The following is a 15,489-nucleotide window of genomic DNA, read 5'->3' as shown; positions in this document are numbered from 1 at the left end:
CCTGAATAGTTTTAACTCACGTTATCTTGAACTTAAGCTATTTGAGCAAAGAAAGCGCCTTGCGTGCCACATCATGTGCGGCGCGGGTTAAGGTTTGCTGATCCAATGCTTCTGCCAAATAAGCGTAGTCGGAGACATCGCAGCGTAGTGATAGCGCTTGCTCCAGATGGTGCTGTGCATCAGCCCACTGTGCTTCACGCAAATACAGCTGGCCAAGTGCGCTGTGCGCTGGCGCATTATGCTGGTCACGCTGTAGAGCCTGTTGCAATAAGCGGATCAGCGGCTGGCGATCGCTAAGATTGAGTTGTGGCAGCAGCGCATACAGCGCTGGCAGGTTGTGTTTATGCAAACATGGTTTGAGTATTGAAAATGCTTGATCATCCGCTTGATACTGAATGAACAGGGGGATCACGTTCGCGAGCAAATCGGGGTCAGTTTTTAGCTTACTGGGCATTTTCGACCAATATTGTACTAACCCGTCACGACCTTGTTGGTTGGCCACCTCATGCACAATTGCCGCTTGCGCGGTCAGTTCGAGTTGCTGGGCTTCGGCATTGGTGATGAGTTTAGCTTTGGTTAATTGAGGGATCAGATCGAGCTGCGCTTGCCACTTCGCCAACGCTTGATAGCATTGTTGCAGTAGGCGAAGGCGCAGAGGATGTTGCGGATAACTCTGCTCTAGCTGAGTTAATGTGTTGAGGGCGGCAGGGTGATCCCCCTGACTGATTTGCTGTTTAGCGCGGGTTAGCTCAACGGCCAAGGTGGCATGTGGTTGTTTGGCCGCCAGCGCTAAATAGTGATCGCGTTTGCTATGATTGCCCATCCCATGAGCGGCCTCGGCGGCAGTCAGATAGCACAGCAGTGGCATATCATGATAATTGGCCCAGCGTGTCGCTTTTTTTTCCGCTTGTGCCCAGTTACCTTCCAGCAATTTAATGATGGCTTGATTGGTGTAGCGACGTGAATGACGCTGTTTACGCACGCTAAACCAGTTCCAAGTGTAAAAACCGGTACGCAGAATTTTTTTCACCGCCCATTCGAGCGCAAAGAGCCCAGCTAAAGCGGCAATGATAAAAATCACTAATGTGGTGACGCTCATTTCGAGTGTGTGGTTGGCAATCGAGATCAGCACATAGCCTTGTTGACCAGTGTATTGAGTGCCAACAAACAGGCCAAGACCCAGTACCGTAAATAGAAAAATTAGACGGATCATGGTTGCTGCTCCGTTGTCAGTGGCGCGACGCTACGACGCAGGCGTTGGTTGATTGCCTCGCTGAGTGGTTGCTGACTCTGTAGTTTGACCGGATATTCGACTTGCACTTGCAGCTTAGCCAGTTGTTCTAATGTGCTCTTGAAAGCTTGTAGCGCAGGATCCTCAGCATTAAAGAAAGCGCTCGACCATTGCGCAGCTGTGGTCAGTGAGGTGTGGTAAATCGCCTGTTGCTGAGCGTAAACCGCTTTGATTGCGGTCTCTAATTTCGCTTTTAGATTCTCTTGCAAGTAGAAGTGTTGGCTAGGGGACAGTAATGGGATCGCATTGCCATCACGGGAACGAAAAGTAATAAAATGGCCAGCAAACGCGGTGAGTGAACGACGCAGATTGGTTTGCCAATCGGTAATATCTTCTGATACCGCTTGGCTTGCGAGAGGTGGTTGTTCGGTGGGCAACATCGTATTGGCCAACGGTAAGCTCGCCACTTGTTGCTGTAAACTGATCAGGCGTAACACTAAGCCATCGCGGTCAATGATGGGGATTGATTTGAGCGTGGTAATGTCATTTGCGAACGCTTTGCGCAGTGGGGTCAGGCTTGGATCATTGAGGGTGGCGATACGTTGGTCAGCGGTTTGCATTAATTGAGTCGCGCTTGTGACGTCCTGTTCGATGAACAGTTTACGTCCGGCCAGTTTGACCAAATAGTCGGCCTCTGCAAGTAACCAATCATTAGGACGGCGTCCCTGAATATCGGCGAGGGTAAGTTGCAAGCTGGCCAGACTTTGCTGTTGTTGCTCGAGCTCAGTTTCGGTGCGCTGAGCAAGGGCTGTAGTTTGCGACGTTGTACTGGCCTGCGCTTGTTCAAGCTCAGCGGTGAGATCGGATCGCGTTTGCTGCAACTCTGCGCGTAAGGCTTGTAACTCACTTTGCCATTTGCTGGTTTGCTGTTGGTGCAAATACGCAAGGCCAGCCCCTAGAGCCAACACCAATACCAAGGCGAGAGTGGCCAGCTTTTTACCGGACTGGTTTGCTGGCGGAGGTTTGACTTCAGTTGGATTTGGTGGCGCGGCTTTGGCGCTGGCCGGTTTGGCTGCGGTATCACTCACACTACTGGCGGTACTTGAGACCGGAGTCGGTGACTTGGGGTTAGTGTTAGTGGTTGCAGGTTCTTGTTGCGGTTTATGCTGGTCGGTCATTGCTCAGAGTTCCTGTTGCTTGGGGCATGAGTGCCGCCACGAAATCTTGATTGCTCGCGCTGGCGGCGATCACAATCTGATCAAATCCTAGCTTAGCGGCGTGGGCCGCAATTCGTTGACTGGGGACAAATAGCGTGAGGGTTTGCGCCCAGATCAGGCTTAATCCATCCAGTTGGCCAATAAAAAAATCCAGTTGTTCAGCACTGGTGATCACCAGCGAGCTTACTTGGGCCTGCTGCCATTGTGCAACCCGCTCACTGGCACAAAACCTCAGTTGCTCACGGCAGTAAGCCTCTTGATAGTCAACCTTGGCTCCCCGCTCGGTTAAGGTGGTATGGATCAGTTCGCGCCCACCGTTGCCGCGTAAAATCACAATGTGCTTGCCGGCCACCTGCTGCAATGCATTGAGTGCGAGTAGATGTTCACTGTCGCTAATCGAGGGATAGTCTACTGATTGCTGGCACGCTTTGCTGAGAACACGCGCGGTTTTTTGACCAACGGCAAGATAAAGCGGCCGGGTCGGCCAGTTGTGATGCTGATGTTGTAGCCACTGGTGGCTAAAATGAACCGCGTGTTGGCTGACGGCGATAATGATGTCACAGGATGCGAAATGATCGGTCAGGGTAACCAGTTGTGGGCTAGCTGAGAGCGTGATCAGAGGATGCTGCACCGCGGCAATGCCCTGCTGGTGTAGCTGTTGGCATAACTCTGCACCTTGCTCTGCCGGACGAGTGACCAATACTGTCATAGCACCCTCAATTGATTAGCGATGTTCGCGGCTTATTGATGCTCATAGAGGCGTTGCAGGATCTCTTTGGCGCCTTGGCTAAGCAGTTGCTCGGCCAAGGTAATCCCCAGTTGTTCTGCATCGGAGCGTGGACCGCGAATTTCACCACGCACGATTTGTGAGCCATCAGGTTCACCGACTAAAGCGCGTAACCAGATTTGATCGCCATCGAGCAAGGCGTAGCTACCAATCGGTACCTGACAGCCACCTTGTAGCGTTAGGTTCATGGCTCGCTCAGCGAGTACTCGATCTGCGCTATCACGGTGATTCAGTGGCGCTAGCAGTGCGCGTACCCGTTGGTCATCCAAACGACATTCAATCCCAACCGCGCCTTGGCCAACCGCTGGTAGAGATTTTTCCGGTTCGATAAAACTGCGGATTCGACTGGCGAGTTTGAGCCGTTTCAGACCGGCGGCTGCTAAAATAATCGCATCGTATTCTCCGGCATCTAACTTATTTAATCGGGTGCCGACGTTGCCGCGCAGTTCTTTAATCACTAAGTCGGGACGCGCCGCTTTTAATTGGGATTGGCGACGTAGGCTGCAAGTGCCGACCACTGCCCCAATCGGTAGGTCATCGAGACTGGCGTAGTGGTTGGAAACCAAGGCATCACGCGGATCTTCGCGCTCGCAAATGGTGACTAAGCCGAGTCCGGGCGGGAAATCAACCGGCACATCTTTCATCGAATGCACTGCCAAATCGGCACGTCCTTCGAGCATGGCAATTTCCAACTCTTTGACAAACAGCCCTTTACCGCCCACTTTGGCGAGTGGGGTATCTAAAATCACATCGCCGCGCGTTACCATAGTCACCAACTCGACCTGCAACCCGGGATGCGCGGCAATTAAAGCCTCTTTAACATAGTTGGCTTGCCATAATGCAAGTGGGCTTTGGCGGGTGGCAATCCGGATCGGCATCTCGGTCATGGTGATGTTCCTGTTCATTGATCTAAACTGGCTTAATCCTATCACTGGAAGCGAAAAATGCTTACAACTAAAAATGTCCATAACCAGCGGGCACTGAGCAGTATTTATGACCTGAATTTTGTCCAGCTTGTGGCGTGGGTAAGGTGTGGTATGCTGCCAAGAGCGCTTTACCGAAGGTGAAATAAGTGTTAGATTGATCACGTTTTGTTGGCATGGTCGCATGAAAGATAACCAAAAAGCGGCGTTTATCTGGTATTCAGGGAAGCAAACTTGCAGTCTTATACTCAGACCTTAATCCATCGACTTGATAAGCTAAACCGGCAACGTATCGAACGTGCGCTGGCTCTTATGGATTTGCAAAGCCAACGCGTTGTCCATTTTATTCCTACCCTATTTCAGTTTAATCATCCTTTAATCCCCGGTTATTTTTCTGCTGATACACCATGTGGTGTGCATCTGTTCACGGCTAATGCGATCCAGCAACAATTTATTGATGATATTGAATTAACCCTCGGTGAGCGGTTAGCCGTGACGCAGTCGCCTCAGATCCTCGGCCTATACACCATGGGCAGTACTTCATCGATCGGCCAAAGTACCTCTAGCGATCTGGATATTTGGGTCTGTGTGGCTGCCAGCATGAGCTGTGAGGCGCGCGACAATTTATCGAGTAAATGTCTGCTGATCACCGATTGGGCCAAAAGCCAAGGTGTGGAAGCCAACTTCTTTATTATTGATGAACAGCGGTTTCGGGATAACTATTCGGAAGCGTTAAGTGGTGAAAACTGTGGTTCGTCGCAGCACCTATTGTTGTTGGATGAATTTTATCGCTCTGCGGTACGCTTGGCTGGTAAACGGCTGCTGTGGCAGATCGTGCCACCCGAAATGGAAGAGTGCTACGACCAATATGTTGAGCAACTGTGTTGCAATGGCTATTTGGACTGCAATGAGTGGATTGATTTCGGCAAACTGAACCGGATCCCCGCAGAAGAGTATTTTGGTGCCAATTTGTGGCAACTGTATAAGAGCATTGATTCACCTTATAAATCGGTACTCAAAGCGATCCTGCTTGAAGCGTACTCATGGGAATACCCTCATACTCAGTTATTGAGCCTCGACAGCAAACGACGTTTTTTTGCCGATGAGCCCGATCTGTATGGCATGGATTCTTACTATCTGATGCTAGAAAAAGTCACCCGCTATTTAGAGCGGATTGGTGATACCATGCGCTTAGATTTGGTGCGGCGCTGTTTTTACCTGAAAACCCATGAAAAGTTGTCGCGCGAGCCGGGGCTAGGTTCAATGCCGTGGCGGCGTGAAGCCTTGCGTGAGCTCACCACTCGATGGCAGTGGAGCCCTGCGGCGATTGCCGAATTGGATAGCCGTCGTCACTGGAAAGTTGAGCAAGTCAAAGTGGTGCACCACGCCTTGCTGGATGCGCTGATGCTCAGCTACCGTAATTTAATCCAGTTTGCGCGACGTAATGACATTACCTCCGCGATCAGTCCGCAAGATATTTCGATTCTGGCGCGCAAACTGTACGCTGCATTTGAAGTGTTACCGGGCAAGGTGACACTACTCAATCCGCAAATTTCCCCTGATTTGCATGAGCCTGACCTCAGCTTTATTGAAGTGTGTGCTGGGCGTAGCAATAAACCGGGTTGGTATCTGTATAAGCAGCCGCTACAAGCGCAGCGCTTAATTGGTCAGCCTTGCCTTGAGCATAATGAATACCTCAGTAAATTGGTGGCTTGGGCATTTTTTAACGGCCTGATCACCGAATCGACCCGCTTGCATGCGGTGGTGCGTGCCGCCGAGCTAGATATTGATAAGTTTTACCAAATGGTTAGCGATCTGCGTAATACCTTTTCGCTGAGCAAGCGTCGCCCGACCATGCAAGCATTGGCCAACCCTTGTGAAATTAGCCAACTGGCGATGTTCATCAATTTTGAGCATGATCCCACCAGCGAGCTCAGTGGTAAGGCGTTAAAAGTCGATCTGAAAAATATCGATATTTTCAGTTTTAGCACTGAGCAAAAATGTTTGGTGGGCAGTGTTGATTTAGTGTATCGCAACTCATGGCAAGAAGTACGCACCCTGCATTTTGAAGGGCAGACCGCGATGCTTGATGCGCTGAAAACCGTGCTGGGCAAAATGCATCAAGATGCGCTGCCACCGGAATCGGTGGATGTGTTCTGCTATAGCAGAAACTTACGTGGCGTGATGCGTAATTTGGTCTATCAACTGTTGGCGGAGTGCATTGATTTACGCCTCAAACCGATGGAGCAAGAGAAGCGTCGCCGCTTTAAGGCGCTGCGGATGGGCGATCAAATGTATGGCTTATTCTTTGAGCGGCGTGGCGTTTCGGTGCAGAGGCTAGAAAACTCGGTCGATTTTTATCGCAGTATTTCTACCAATAAGCTCAAAGGCTCGCCGTTGCTGATGTTAGACCGTGATGAAGACTATCCGCTACCCACTGTGGTCGATAGCTTTGCCAGTGAAGGGTTAGTGCAATTTTTCTTTGAAGATACCGAGAAAGGTTTCAACATCTATGTGTTGGATGAAGCCAATCGGGTTGAGGTCTACCACCAGTTCAATGGCGAAAAAGATGAGATGATTGCCAGCGTCAACAGTTTCTATACTTCGATCCTGGATGACAGCAGTAAACTCGGTGCTAAAAGCATCAACTTTAACCTGCCGCAGTACTACCAAATTATTCACCCTGAAGAGGGCGAAACTTATGTGGTGCCGTATCGTAACGACAGCGCCTTGTATTCTAAGCCTTCTCAAGTGGTCAACGCTTAAGCGACCGTCAACTTAAGCGCCAGTCAAAAAGAGCACCTCGGTGCTCTTTTTTGCTATGACATATTGTGCCGTTTAGCGCCATTCAATCGGCTGATCGGCCTGTTTGTCACATTCCTGTTTGAGCAAGGTCAGCAATTCCAAGCCAGTTTTTGAGCAGATCCACTCGCCAGCGGTCCATTTAAAATGGTAGCCACCCGATTTTGAAGCCAACCAAATCTCACGCATTGGTTCTTGACGGTTGATGATGATTTGGCTGCGATCATCAAATTCCAGCGTCATGACATTGCCCACCGTCTCATAGTCGATATCGGCACCTGCTTCATCAATCATGGTTTCGATAGATTGCAGTTGGCGGTCGACGATTTGATGAAATTCAGTTTCGTTCATCTTCTCTATCCTATTGCTTTTCCTAATCGTGGTGCGATTATAGGGGGCATTGATTCAATAAGCACGATATGCCCAATGAAAAACACATTCACAGCACTGTTTTTGTTGTCGGTTCTCGCCTTGGCGGGATGTGGTCAAACGGGACCACTGTATATGCCCGATGATGCCAAACCGAGTGAGCAAGTTCAGTAAATCACACGACCGAATAGAAAAGGGAACACACTTTGGATTATTTCAATTATCAGGACGATGGTCAGTTGTGGGCGGAACAAGTACCTCTGGCCGATTTGGCTACCCAGTACGGCACGCCACTGTACGTTTACTCAAGAGCCACCTTAGAGCGCCACTGGCGCGCATTTGATCAGGCGTTGGGCGATTTTCCACACCTGATTTGTTATGCGGTGAAAGCCAACTCGAACCTTGGGGTACTGAATGTGCTCGCGCGTTTAGGTTCAGGTTTCGATATCGTTTCGATTGGCGAGTTAGAGCGTGTGCTGGCCGCTGGGGGCGATCCGAGTAAGGTGGTGTTTTCTGGGGTCGGCAAAACCGATGCCGAAATGCGCCGCGCGCTGCAATTGCAGATCAAATGCTTTAACGTAGAATCGGAGCCTGAGCTGCTCCGCCTTAATCAAGTTGCGGCAGAATTAGGGGTTCGCGCGCCGATTTCGCTACGCATCAATCCCGATGTGGATGCGAAAACCCATCCTTATATTTCGACGGGCTTACGTGATAACAAATTTGGCATCACCTTTGAGCGTGCCGAGCAAGTGTACCGGTTGGCGCACAGTTTGCCGAATTTGCAGGTGCATGGCATTGATTGCCACATTGGCTCGCAGTTAACTGAGCTGGCACCGTTTATTGATGCCACCGATCGGTTGCTGGCCTTGATTGATAAACTCCAAGCCCAAGGCATTCATATTCGTCACTTAGATGTGGGGGGCGGCCTTGGGGTGGTGTATCGCGATGAATTACCGCCGCAGCCTTCGCAATACGCCAAAGCGTTGCTCGATCGCCTTGAGCAGCATCGAGATTTAGAGCTGATTTTTGAACCAGGCCGCGCGATTGCCGCCAATGCTGGTGTGTTGCTGACCAAGGTTGAGTATCTCAAACACACGGAACATAAAAATTTTGCGATTATTGATGCGGCGATGAATGATCTGATCCGCCCGGCGCTATATCAAGCGTGGCAGGCGATCATTCCACTGCGCCCACGCACTGGGGTCGCACAAACCTATGATTTGGTGGGACCAGTGTGTGAAACCAGTGACTTTTTAGGTAAAGATCGTGACCTAGTGTTACAAGAAGGCGATCTACTGGCGGTGCGCTCTTCTGGCGCGTATGGTTTTACCATGGCGTCGAATTACAATACTCGCCCACGAGTAGCAGAAGTGATGGTTGATGGCCAGCAAGCCTATTTGGTGCGTCAGCGTGAATCGCTCAGCAGTTTGTGGGCATTAGAATCGGTTTTACCAGAGTAAAGTTATCTTCTATGCATTTCCATTTTTCTAAAATGCACGGCTTGGGTAACGACTTTATGGTCGTGGACTGCGTTACCCAAAACGTCTTCTTCTCTCCGGAATTGATCCGTCGCTTGGCGGATCGGCATACCGGGGTTGGTTTTGATCAGTTGTTGGTGGTTGAAGCCCCTTACGATCCAGAGTCTGATTTCCATTACCGGATCTTCAATGCTGATGGCAGTGAAGTTGAACAGTGTGGCAATGGTGCGCGCTGTTTCGCTCGCTTTGTTCGCATGAAAGGGTTGACCAACAAATACACCATCAATGTCAGTACCAAAAGAGGCAAGATGGTGCTCAATGTGGAAGAGGAAGATCTGATCACCGTCAATATGGGTGTGCCAGAATTTGAACCGAGTAAAATTCCATTTCGGGCTAAACAAACTGAAAAAACCTATATTTTGCGAGTCGGCGAGCAAACCCTGTTTTGCGGTGCGGTAAGTATGGGCAATCCACACGTTGTGAGCGTGGTTGATGAGATCAGCACTGCGGCAGTGGCCAGTTTGGGGCCGTTGCTTGAGTCGCACGAACGCTTTCCTGAGCGGGTCAACGCTGGTTTTATGCAAGTGGTGAGCCGAGACGAGATTAAGCTGCGAGTTTATGAACGTGGTGCAGGTGAAACCCAAGCCTGTGGTAGTGGTGCTTGTGCCGCAGTGGCAGTGGGCATCGTACAAGGGCTGTTGGCTGAACAAGTGCGAGTGCATCTGCCGGGTGGCGAACTGGAAATCAGTTGGCAAGGTCCCGGTAAACCGCTGTATATGACTGGTCCTGCGACCCATATCTACGATGGTCAAATCTCGTGCTAATTGAGGTGCAATTTTGTTTCAGGTAACAACCGATGCGCTGAGTGAGCAGAGAGTAGTCGAATATCTTGAGCGGCATGGTGATTTTTTTCAGCGCCATAGCGAACTGGTTGAGCGCCTCACCTTGCCTTCTGGCTCGGCGGCCGTCTCACTGACCCATATTCAACTGGCACGCCAGCGGCAGCGAATTGAAGAGCTCGAGCAGCAGATCGCCTCATTGATGTCACTGGCGGCCAATAATGATCGCACTTTCCATGAATTTATGGCCTTGCAAGAGCAGATCCTCAAATGCGCGTCACTGCAAGACGTGGTGCAAGCGATTGAGGTGAAAGCACAGGCGCTTAATCTGCGCGCTTATTTGCGTTTATTGACTCGCGATGATGATCAATATGGCTTGGCCAGTGAAGATTGGCAGCGTTTTGCGACCAATCATTTTAACGGTAAATCGGCTTATTTGGGCCGTTTACGTCAGGCGGATCGGCAAAGTTTACTGGGCGATCTACCCGCTCCAGAAATGGGATCATACGTGGTATTGCCTTTGCAGCGTCACTCTGCCTTAGGTATTTTGGCCTTTGCCAGTGAAGATGGCGGTCACTTCCAGCCGAGTATGGACACCTTATTTTTACGTCATTTGGCGTTAGTTTTAGTCCATTTAATCGAGACGTTACCATGGCAGTATTATGACCAAGAGCAAGATCGAAGAGTTCACCCCGCTTCCTAACACCTTAGCCGAGCCGTTGGCGCGTTTTTATGCTTATCTGCATAGTGAAAAGGGGCTCAGCCTTTACACTCAGCGTAACTATAAACAGCAGTTGCAAAGCATGGCGCAGTATTTGGCCAAGCTTGGGTTGGTTAATTGGTCACAGCTCGATGCGGGTTGGGTGCGTCAGTTAGTGGTGCTTGGCAAGCGGCAAGGTATGAAAGCCAGCAGTATTGCCACGCGCTTGTCCTCACTGCGCAGCTTTCTCGATTTTCTGATCTTACGTGGTGAGCTACAGGCCAATCCAGCTAAAGGGGTATCTGCTCCACGCAAGCAACGCCCGTTGCCAAAAAATCTTGATGTCGATGAAATGGCGCAGTTACTGGAAGTGACCGATGATGATCCGCTGGCGATCCGTGATCGCGCGATGATGGAGCTGATGTACGGTTCGGGGCTGCGCTTGGCGGAATTGGTGTCGATTGATGTCAAACATCTCAATCTGCGCGAAGGCGAAATCCGCGTGATTGGTAAAGGTAATAAGCAGCGCAAAGTTTGGTTTGCTGGGCAGGCCCAGAAGTGGGTTGGTGAGTGGCTCAAACTGCGTAGCCAGTTTGCGGTCAATGATGAAGCGGCGCTGTTTGTCTCCAAGCTGGGGACGCGGATTTCGCACCGTAGTGTGCAAAAACGCATGGCCGAATGGGGGCAAAAGCAGGCGGTTGCCAGTCATATCAGCCCACATAAACTGCGTCACTCGTTTGCTACCCATATGTTGGAGTCGAGCAATAATCTGCGTGCGGTGCAAGAGCTGCTCGGTCACGAGAATATCGCTACTACGCAAATCTATACTCATCTCGATTTTCAGCATCTGGCTCAGGTGTACGATCAAGCCCATCCTCGGGCGCGCAAAAAGAGTAAAGATTAAGCATCATTCATTGAAGATCGGGTGATCTAACTAAGCACATCATTGGTTTGGGGCAAAATCAATCCATTCACTCAAATGATGTTAAATTAAGTGCATAATGCTTGTTCACAAAAATCACATTGCCTAATTATTGAGTATAGTCTGCGGTAACGATTGCATTGCATAATGGGTCAATACTTCACCAGTCTGTCCATTTTTTATGTTTACGGTTTCTCGCCTTATCCCTGATTTGGTATCGGCAGCCACAGTGCTCGATACCGTCGATCTTGTTCATGGACAGTCTGTATTGGTGCAGATTTTTTCACCATGGAGTTGTGAGCAAGTACAGCAACTGGCTCGCCAGATCCTCACTAAATTTCCATTGGCTTGCCTGATTGGTTGCAGTGCTGAGCAAGTCATTTTCGAAGGTGAAATCCACCATCAAACTACCTTGTTGCAAATAACGGTTTTTGAACAAACCGCGCTTAGCGCGACCGTGGTAGCCTACAGTAACGATTATGTGGCGGATGGTCAGTGTTTAGCACGCCAATTAGAGCTTAATGACCTCTCACAAGCGGTACTGTGCTTTTCATGGCAGATGGAGACCTTACAAGCGCCTCGTTTTTCGCTGCACAATAGCCGTGGTGTTGCGGTGCCTGTTGCCGGTGGTGCGGCTAAACAAACCTCAGCCGGACATTGGGTACTATTGGATGAAGAGTGCTACCAACAAGCCACGGTGGCAGTGGCGTTACATAGCGATGCCTTATGCGTTGAAGTAGGTGGTTACACCGAATGGCAGCCGGTTGGGCGTAGTTATCATGTTACTGGCGTTGAGGGCGATCGGCTGCTTAGTCTCGATCATGAGCCGATCGAAGCGGTGTATCAACGCAATTTAGGTACCCAGATCGAGTTTGCCGATGGTGGGCTGATCAGCTTTCCGTTGATGAAAGGTAAGTGTCGGCTGCAAGATATCTATCTGCCACTGGGTATCGCCCCAGAAGGGGGACTGCGTTTTAACCGCCCACTTGCGCTGCAAGATAAAGTCCGTTTTTGTTTTGACCATCCGAGTTTAACCCTAGAGCGAGTGTGCCTCACCGCTCAGCAATTGCAGGCTCAACAGTATCAACAAGTGTGGGTGTTTAACTGCGCATTGCGTTTGAATTTCATGCACGAAAACTATGAGTTGCAGCCACTGCAAGTTGTGGCACAAACGAATGGTTGTTACTGTTGGGGAGAGCTGCTGTATGAGCATGGTCAACAACAAGTAAGGCATCACAGCATGACTTTTCTGGCACTGCGTGAAGGTGAGCCGCAGAGCAAGCCGCTGGCTCGTTTACCCAACTACTCTCAAGGAATGACTGCGCCGCTATTTAATCTGATCCGTCATGCGTTTTATGATTTAGATGTAATGACCGATAACTTAGCTCAGCAGATCCGTTCACAAACGGCATTATTGACCGCCAGCTATCGGCGTGACCGACGCACCGGGTTACCTAATCGCGTCGTGTTGCGTGAGCGTTTATTGGCATTCACTGAGCATGAGCATTTAGTGGTGCTGAAAGTGACCAATTTTAATCAAATCAATGAAAAATACGGCTATCCGGTTGGCGATGAGCTGCTGCGTGATTTGAGTGCTCAGTTTCAAGCATATTTGGATTTGAAATTAAACGAACGCAGTTGGTTATATGCGATTGGTGTCGGTGAGTGGGCGACGGTATTTTATTCTCAGGCTGATGCGCTGCGTATTCATAGTCATTTCTATAAATTTGTTGAACAGTTAGAGCACGTTAATTTCGAACCGGGTGGCTTGCCAACCGTTGATTATCTGTCGATCTCTTTGTGCGCAGGATTAGTCAGCCAGCATGATTTTACCGGACATACCCCAGATGAGCTGCTGTTGCGCGCCATCGAGGCTCGCCGCCATGCGTTCAATAATAATCGCCATTTTTGTAATGCGGCTCGGCTTAAAGTGCAAGACAGTGAGCGTCAAGAGCGACTCAATGGATTATCACGCGTGAGTCGCGCAGTACTGCGTGATGATGTGGTGGCGTACGCCCAGCCGATCTGCCAGGCGCATAACCATATTGTGGCCTCGTATGAGTGTTTGGTGCGGATTGAAGATGACGGTGAGATTCTACTGCCTGGATATTTTTTACCGATCATTACTGATACTCATCTCTATACTCGTTTGAGTCGTCAGATGATCAGTCACACTTTCACTATGATGCGTCATCGATCAGAAGCATTTTCAATCAATCTGTCCCCACAGGATTTAATGAGTGAGCGCACGCTACTGCACTTAGAGGCGGCAATCCAATCGCTGGCTGATCCAACCCGGGTTGGGTTGGAAGTATTAGAGAGTGAGCGGATTAAAGATTATGGGCGGATGATCGAGGTGTGTAACTATTTCCGTTCATTAGGGGCCACAATCATCGTGGATGATTTTGGCAGCGGTTACTCCAATATTGATGAAATCGTCAAACTCGAGCCGCAAGTGATTAAGCTAGACGGCAGTTTGATCCGCAATATCGATCAAGATATTAAGCAGCGCCGGATTGCCGAGCAATTGGTCAAATTGTGTCAGGTCCTGAATGCCAAAACGGTGGCTGAATTTGTTCACAACCAAGCCGTTTGCCGGATCAGTGAAGATATGGGGGTCGACTACTTACAGGGTTATTTCCTCGGTCGACCGACACGATTAGGTTAAATCTACAGTTTAAGCCCCGCTTGCCTGGGCGATAAACCATCGGCAAACAGCAGAACTTGGCTGATCTGCTCAGCCTCTGCTTCTGGAGCCATACTCGGATTGAGCGGATAGCTGATACCATTATACTGCAAACGATGCACCGCAGGCTTAGCTCCTCCACCGCTGACACTGAGCATTAAATCTCGCCAACCATGATGGGTTTGTTGACCTAAGCGGATCGGATTTTGGACTAAGGTCATCCGGCTATTAAAGCGCCACTGCTGTTGATGCTGTTCAAAAATAAGCAAGGTACAACCGCCAGTACCGCACCAATCCAATTGCACCAATAGTTCTGGCTGTTCATCACCATTCAGATCGTATTCGAGCCAGCGATATTGGGTATCATCGGTGGCGGTTTGATGTAAGGCGAAATAGCGGCGGATCGCTTGATCAACATCTGCTCGATAATCCGCTCGCCCGGAGATCTGTTGTGCGAACAGTGCGGCTTGACCCACTGCCGGTGGCGCAATGCTATCACTCAGTTCGACTAAGGAACGAAAGAGCACTAAGCCACCATTGGCGATCGGGTAGATCAATGGACCGACTTTTTCTTGTTGGGTAATCAGTTGATCGCCATCGCGAGTAAAGATCCGCTCCGAGAGTAAATATTGCTGCTGATGGCGTGTCATCACCACTTGGATTTGATTGGGATTGAGCTGCTGCCAATAACCTTGTTCGATGATTGGCAGCTGCCCATCGGCATATTCATAGCGGGTTTGCGCGGTATGATCCGGCTCCAAGCTGAGACTGACACTAAAACCGGTTTGTGCCGTCGAGCGGGCAAAATACACTCCGCTCCATTCCAACGTGGGATCGAGATTGGCTAAGCTGGCACAGCCTTGATAATGGCCGCCTTGCAATGACAGTTTAGAACGCCATTGGTAAAGCGTTTGCTCTGTACCATTTTGGCACTTTGCTGGTTCTAGTTCGAGTTCCCCGCCCTCAAATTGGTAACGGCGTTGAGTGGCACTGAGTTGCGTGCGAGTGATGGACAAGTGCTGTTTCGCCCCACCTCGCGGCTGGAATTGTAAGCCATCGTCGACAAAGCGCAGTGACCAAAATGGTTCATTACCAAAGGCTCGGGTTGGGCGGATCGGCTGTTCACAACCACGCTGTTCTCTACTCAACTGGTTAATACTTTGCACCGCAATACGCGCGACATAATCGCCGTTATACCCAGTTTGGCTCGGTGGCAATAAGGTGCCGACTATTTCACCGTACAGTGGTTGATAAGGGCTAAGATTAAGCGCGAGCGCATCGCGTAACTGTTCGGCTGATAAATTGAGCCAATACTGCTGCTGACTGCCACATGGGGTAAAGCGCTGTAATTCATGACCGATGACCACCTCACCACGCAGCATAAAACTCGCAGGTTGAATCGTTTCTGGTTTATCGAGTGTCGCGATGATGGTTGGCGTTGACTCTGACTGTTGGGTTGATAATCGGTTGGTAGAGCACGCTTGCAACAAGATGGCGCATAAGATAGCGCCGAGAGGCAACACTCGCATGGTTCG

13 protein-coding genes are annotated in these 15,489 nt (G+C 50.0%); 7 read left to right on the top strand and 6 right to left on the bottom strand.

Annotated elements, in window-relative coordinates; genetic code table 11:
- Positions 1-37: 37 nt before the first annotated feature.
- The 4 genes from OOK74_RS11050 to hemC are packed head-to-tail and all read right to left on the bottom strand — an operon-like array spanning position 38 to position 4,122.
- Positions 38-1,213, bottom strand: a complete 1,176-nt coding sequence (locus OOK74_RS11050; protein WP_278182805.1) for a heme biosynthesis protein HemY — start codon at positions 1,211-1,213, stop codon at positions 38-40.
- Complete coding sequence (locus OOK74_RS11045; protein WP_278182804.1) at positions 1,210-2,409, bottom strand: uroporphyrinogen-III C-methyltransferase; 1,200 nt, start codon at positions 2,407-2,409, stop codon at positions 1,210-1,212. Before OOK74_RS11045 ends, OOK74_RS11050 begins: the two co-directional genes overlap by 4 nt.
- Positions 2,393-3,157: a uroporphyrinogen-III synthase gene (locus OOK74_RS11040; protein WP_278182803.1), complete on the bottom strand. Its 765-nt coding sequence runs from the start codon at positions 3,155-3,157 to the stop codon at positions 2,393-2,395. The genes OOK74_RS11045 and OOK74_RS11040 overlap by 17 nt, the downstream gene beginning before the upstream one ends.
- Positions 3,158-3,189: 32 nt before the next feature.
- Positions 3,190-4,122 (bottom strand): hydroxymethylbilane synthase, encoded by a 933-nt coding sequence (hemC, locus tag OOK74_RS11035; RefSeq protein WP_278182802.1) that lies wholly within the window; start codon positions 4,120-4,122, stop codon positions 3,190-3,192.
- Between the two features lie 270 nt (positions 4,123-4,392).
- On the opposite strand from hemC, the gene OOK74_RS11030 reads away from it, so the two are divergent.
- On the top strand, positions 4,393-6,924 hold the full coding sequence (locus tag OOK74_RS11030) for a class I adenylate cyclase (RefSeq protein WP_278182801.1): 2,532 nt from the start codon (positions 4,393-4,395) through the stop codon (positions 6,922-6,924).
- Positions 6,925-6,996: 72 nt separating this feature from the next.
- On the opposite strand, the gene cyaY is transcribed toward OOK74_RS11030, so the two are convergent.
- The gene (gene cyaY, locus OOK74_RS11025) at positions 6,997-7,311 is read right to left on the bottom strand and encodes an iron donor protein CyaY (protein WP_274723325.1); all 315 of its coding nucleotides are present in this window, start codon (positions 7,309-7,311) and stop codon (positions 6,997-6,999) included.
- 75 nt (positions 7,312-7,386) lie between these two features.
- Between cyaY and lptM the strand changes: the two genes are divergently transcribed.
- The 6 genes from lptM (at position 7,387) to OOK74_RS10995 (ending at position 13,936) form a co-directional block, all read left to right on the top strand.
- Positions 7,387-7,503, top strand: a complete 117-nt coding sequence (gene lptM, locus OOK74_RS15115) for an LPS translocon maturation chaperone LptM (protein ID WP_430472253.1) — start codon at positions 7,387-7,389, stop codon at positions 7,501-7,503.
- Between the two features lie 32 nt (positions 7,504-7,535).
- Positions 7,536-8,789 (top strand): diaminopimelate decarboxylase, encoded by a 1,254-nt coding sequence (gene lysA, locus OOK74_RS11015; protein ID WP_277207281.1) that lies wholly within the window; start codon positions 7,536-7,538, stop codon positions 8,787-8,789.
- Between the two features lie 11 nt (positions 8,790-8,800).
- Complete coding sequence (gene dapF, locus OOK74_RS11010) at positions 8,801-9,631, top strand: diaminopimelate epimerase (RefSeq protein WP_274723322.1); 831 nt, start codon at positions 8,801-8,803, stop codon at positions 9,629-9,631.
- A 13-nt stretch (positions 9,632-9,644) separates the two neighbouring features.
- Positions 9,645-10,349: a DUF484 family protein gene (locus tag OOK74_RS11005; RefSeq protein WP_278182800.1), complete on the top strand. Its 705-nt coding sequence runs from the start codon at positions 9,645-9,647 to the stop codon at positions 10,347-10,349.
- Positions 10,309-11,250 carry a tyrosine recombinase XerC gene (gene xerC / locus OOK74_RS11000; RefSeq protein ID WP_166014068.1) on the top strand — a complete coding sequence of 314 codons (942 nt, stop codon included), beginning with the start codon at positions 10,309-10,311 and terminating at the stop codon, positions 11,248-11,250. The genes OOK74_RS11005 and xerC overlap by 41 nt, the downstream gene beginning before the upstream one ends.
- 199 nt (positions 11,251-11,449) lie before the next feature.
- Positions 11,450-13,936, top strand: coding sequence for a sensor domain-containing phosphodiesterase (locus OOK74_RS10995; RefSeq protein ID WP_274723320.1), 2,487 nt, complete (start codon positions 11,450-11,452; stop codon positions 13,934-13,936).
- Positions 13,937-13,938: 2 nt separating this feature from the next.
- Here OOK74_RS10995 and OOK74_RS10990 read toward each other — a convergent pair whose 3' ends face one another.
- On the bottom strand, positions 13,939-15,483 hold the full coding sequence (locus OOK74_RS10990) for a COG3650 family protein (protein ID WP_278182799.1): 1,545 nt from the start codon (positions 15,481-15,483) through the stop codon (positions 13,939-13,941).
- Positions 15,484-15,489: the final 6 nt, after the last annotated feature.

The organism is Vibrio misgurnus (assembly GCF_029635775.1).
GTDB lineage: Bacteria > Pseudomonadota > Gammaproteobacteria > Enterobacterales > Vibrionaceae > Vibrio > Vibrio chanodichtyis.
Note: the sequence above shows the minus strand (reverse complement) of the source record. Positions and strands in the feature narration are given on the sequence as shown.

Bases quoted from the DNA above. Each gene is read 5' to 3' on its own strand.
- hemC (WP_278182802.1), bottom strand. From the start codon at position 4,122: ATGACCGAGATGCCGATCCGGATTGCCACCCGCCAAAGCCCACTTGCA.
- OOK74_RS11045 (WP_278182804.1), bottom strand. From the start codon at position 2,409: ATGACCGACCAGCATAAACCGCAACAAGAACCTGCAACCACTAACACT.
- cyaY (WP_274723325.1), bottom strand. From the start codon at position 7,311: ATGAACGAAACTGAATTTCATCAAATCGTCGACCGCCAACTGCAATCT.
- OOK74_RS11040 (WP_278182803.1), bottom strand. From the start codon at position 3,157: ATGACAGTATTGGTCACTCGTCCGGCAGAGCAAGGTGCAGAGTTATGC.
- OOK74_RS11050 (WP_278182805.1), bottom strand. From the start codon at position 1,213: ATGATCCGTCTAATTTTTCTATTTACGGTACTGGGTCTTGGCCTGTTT.
- OOK74_RS10995 (WP_274723320.1), top strand. From the start codon at position 11,450: ATGTTTACGGTTTCTCGCCTTATCCCTGATTTGGTATCGGCAGCCACA.
- dapF (WP_274723322.1), top strand. From the start codon at position 8,801: ATGCATTTCCATTTTTCTAAAATGCACGGCTTGGGTAACGACTTTATG.
- OOK74_RS10990 (WP_278182799.1), bottom strand. From the start codon at position 15,483: ATGCGAGTGTTGCCTCTCGGCGCTATCTTATGCGCCATCTTGTTGCAA.
- lptM (WP_430472253.1), top strand. From the start codon at position 7,387: ATGAAAAACACATTCACAGCACTGTTTTTGTTGTCGGTTCTCGCCTTG.
- xerC (WP_166014068.1), top strand. From the start codon at position 10,309: ATGACCAAGAGCAAGATCGAAGAGTTCACCCCGCTTCCTAACACCTTA.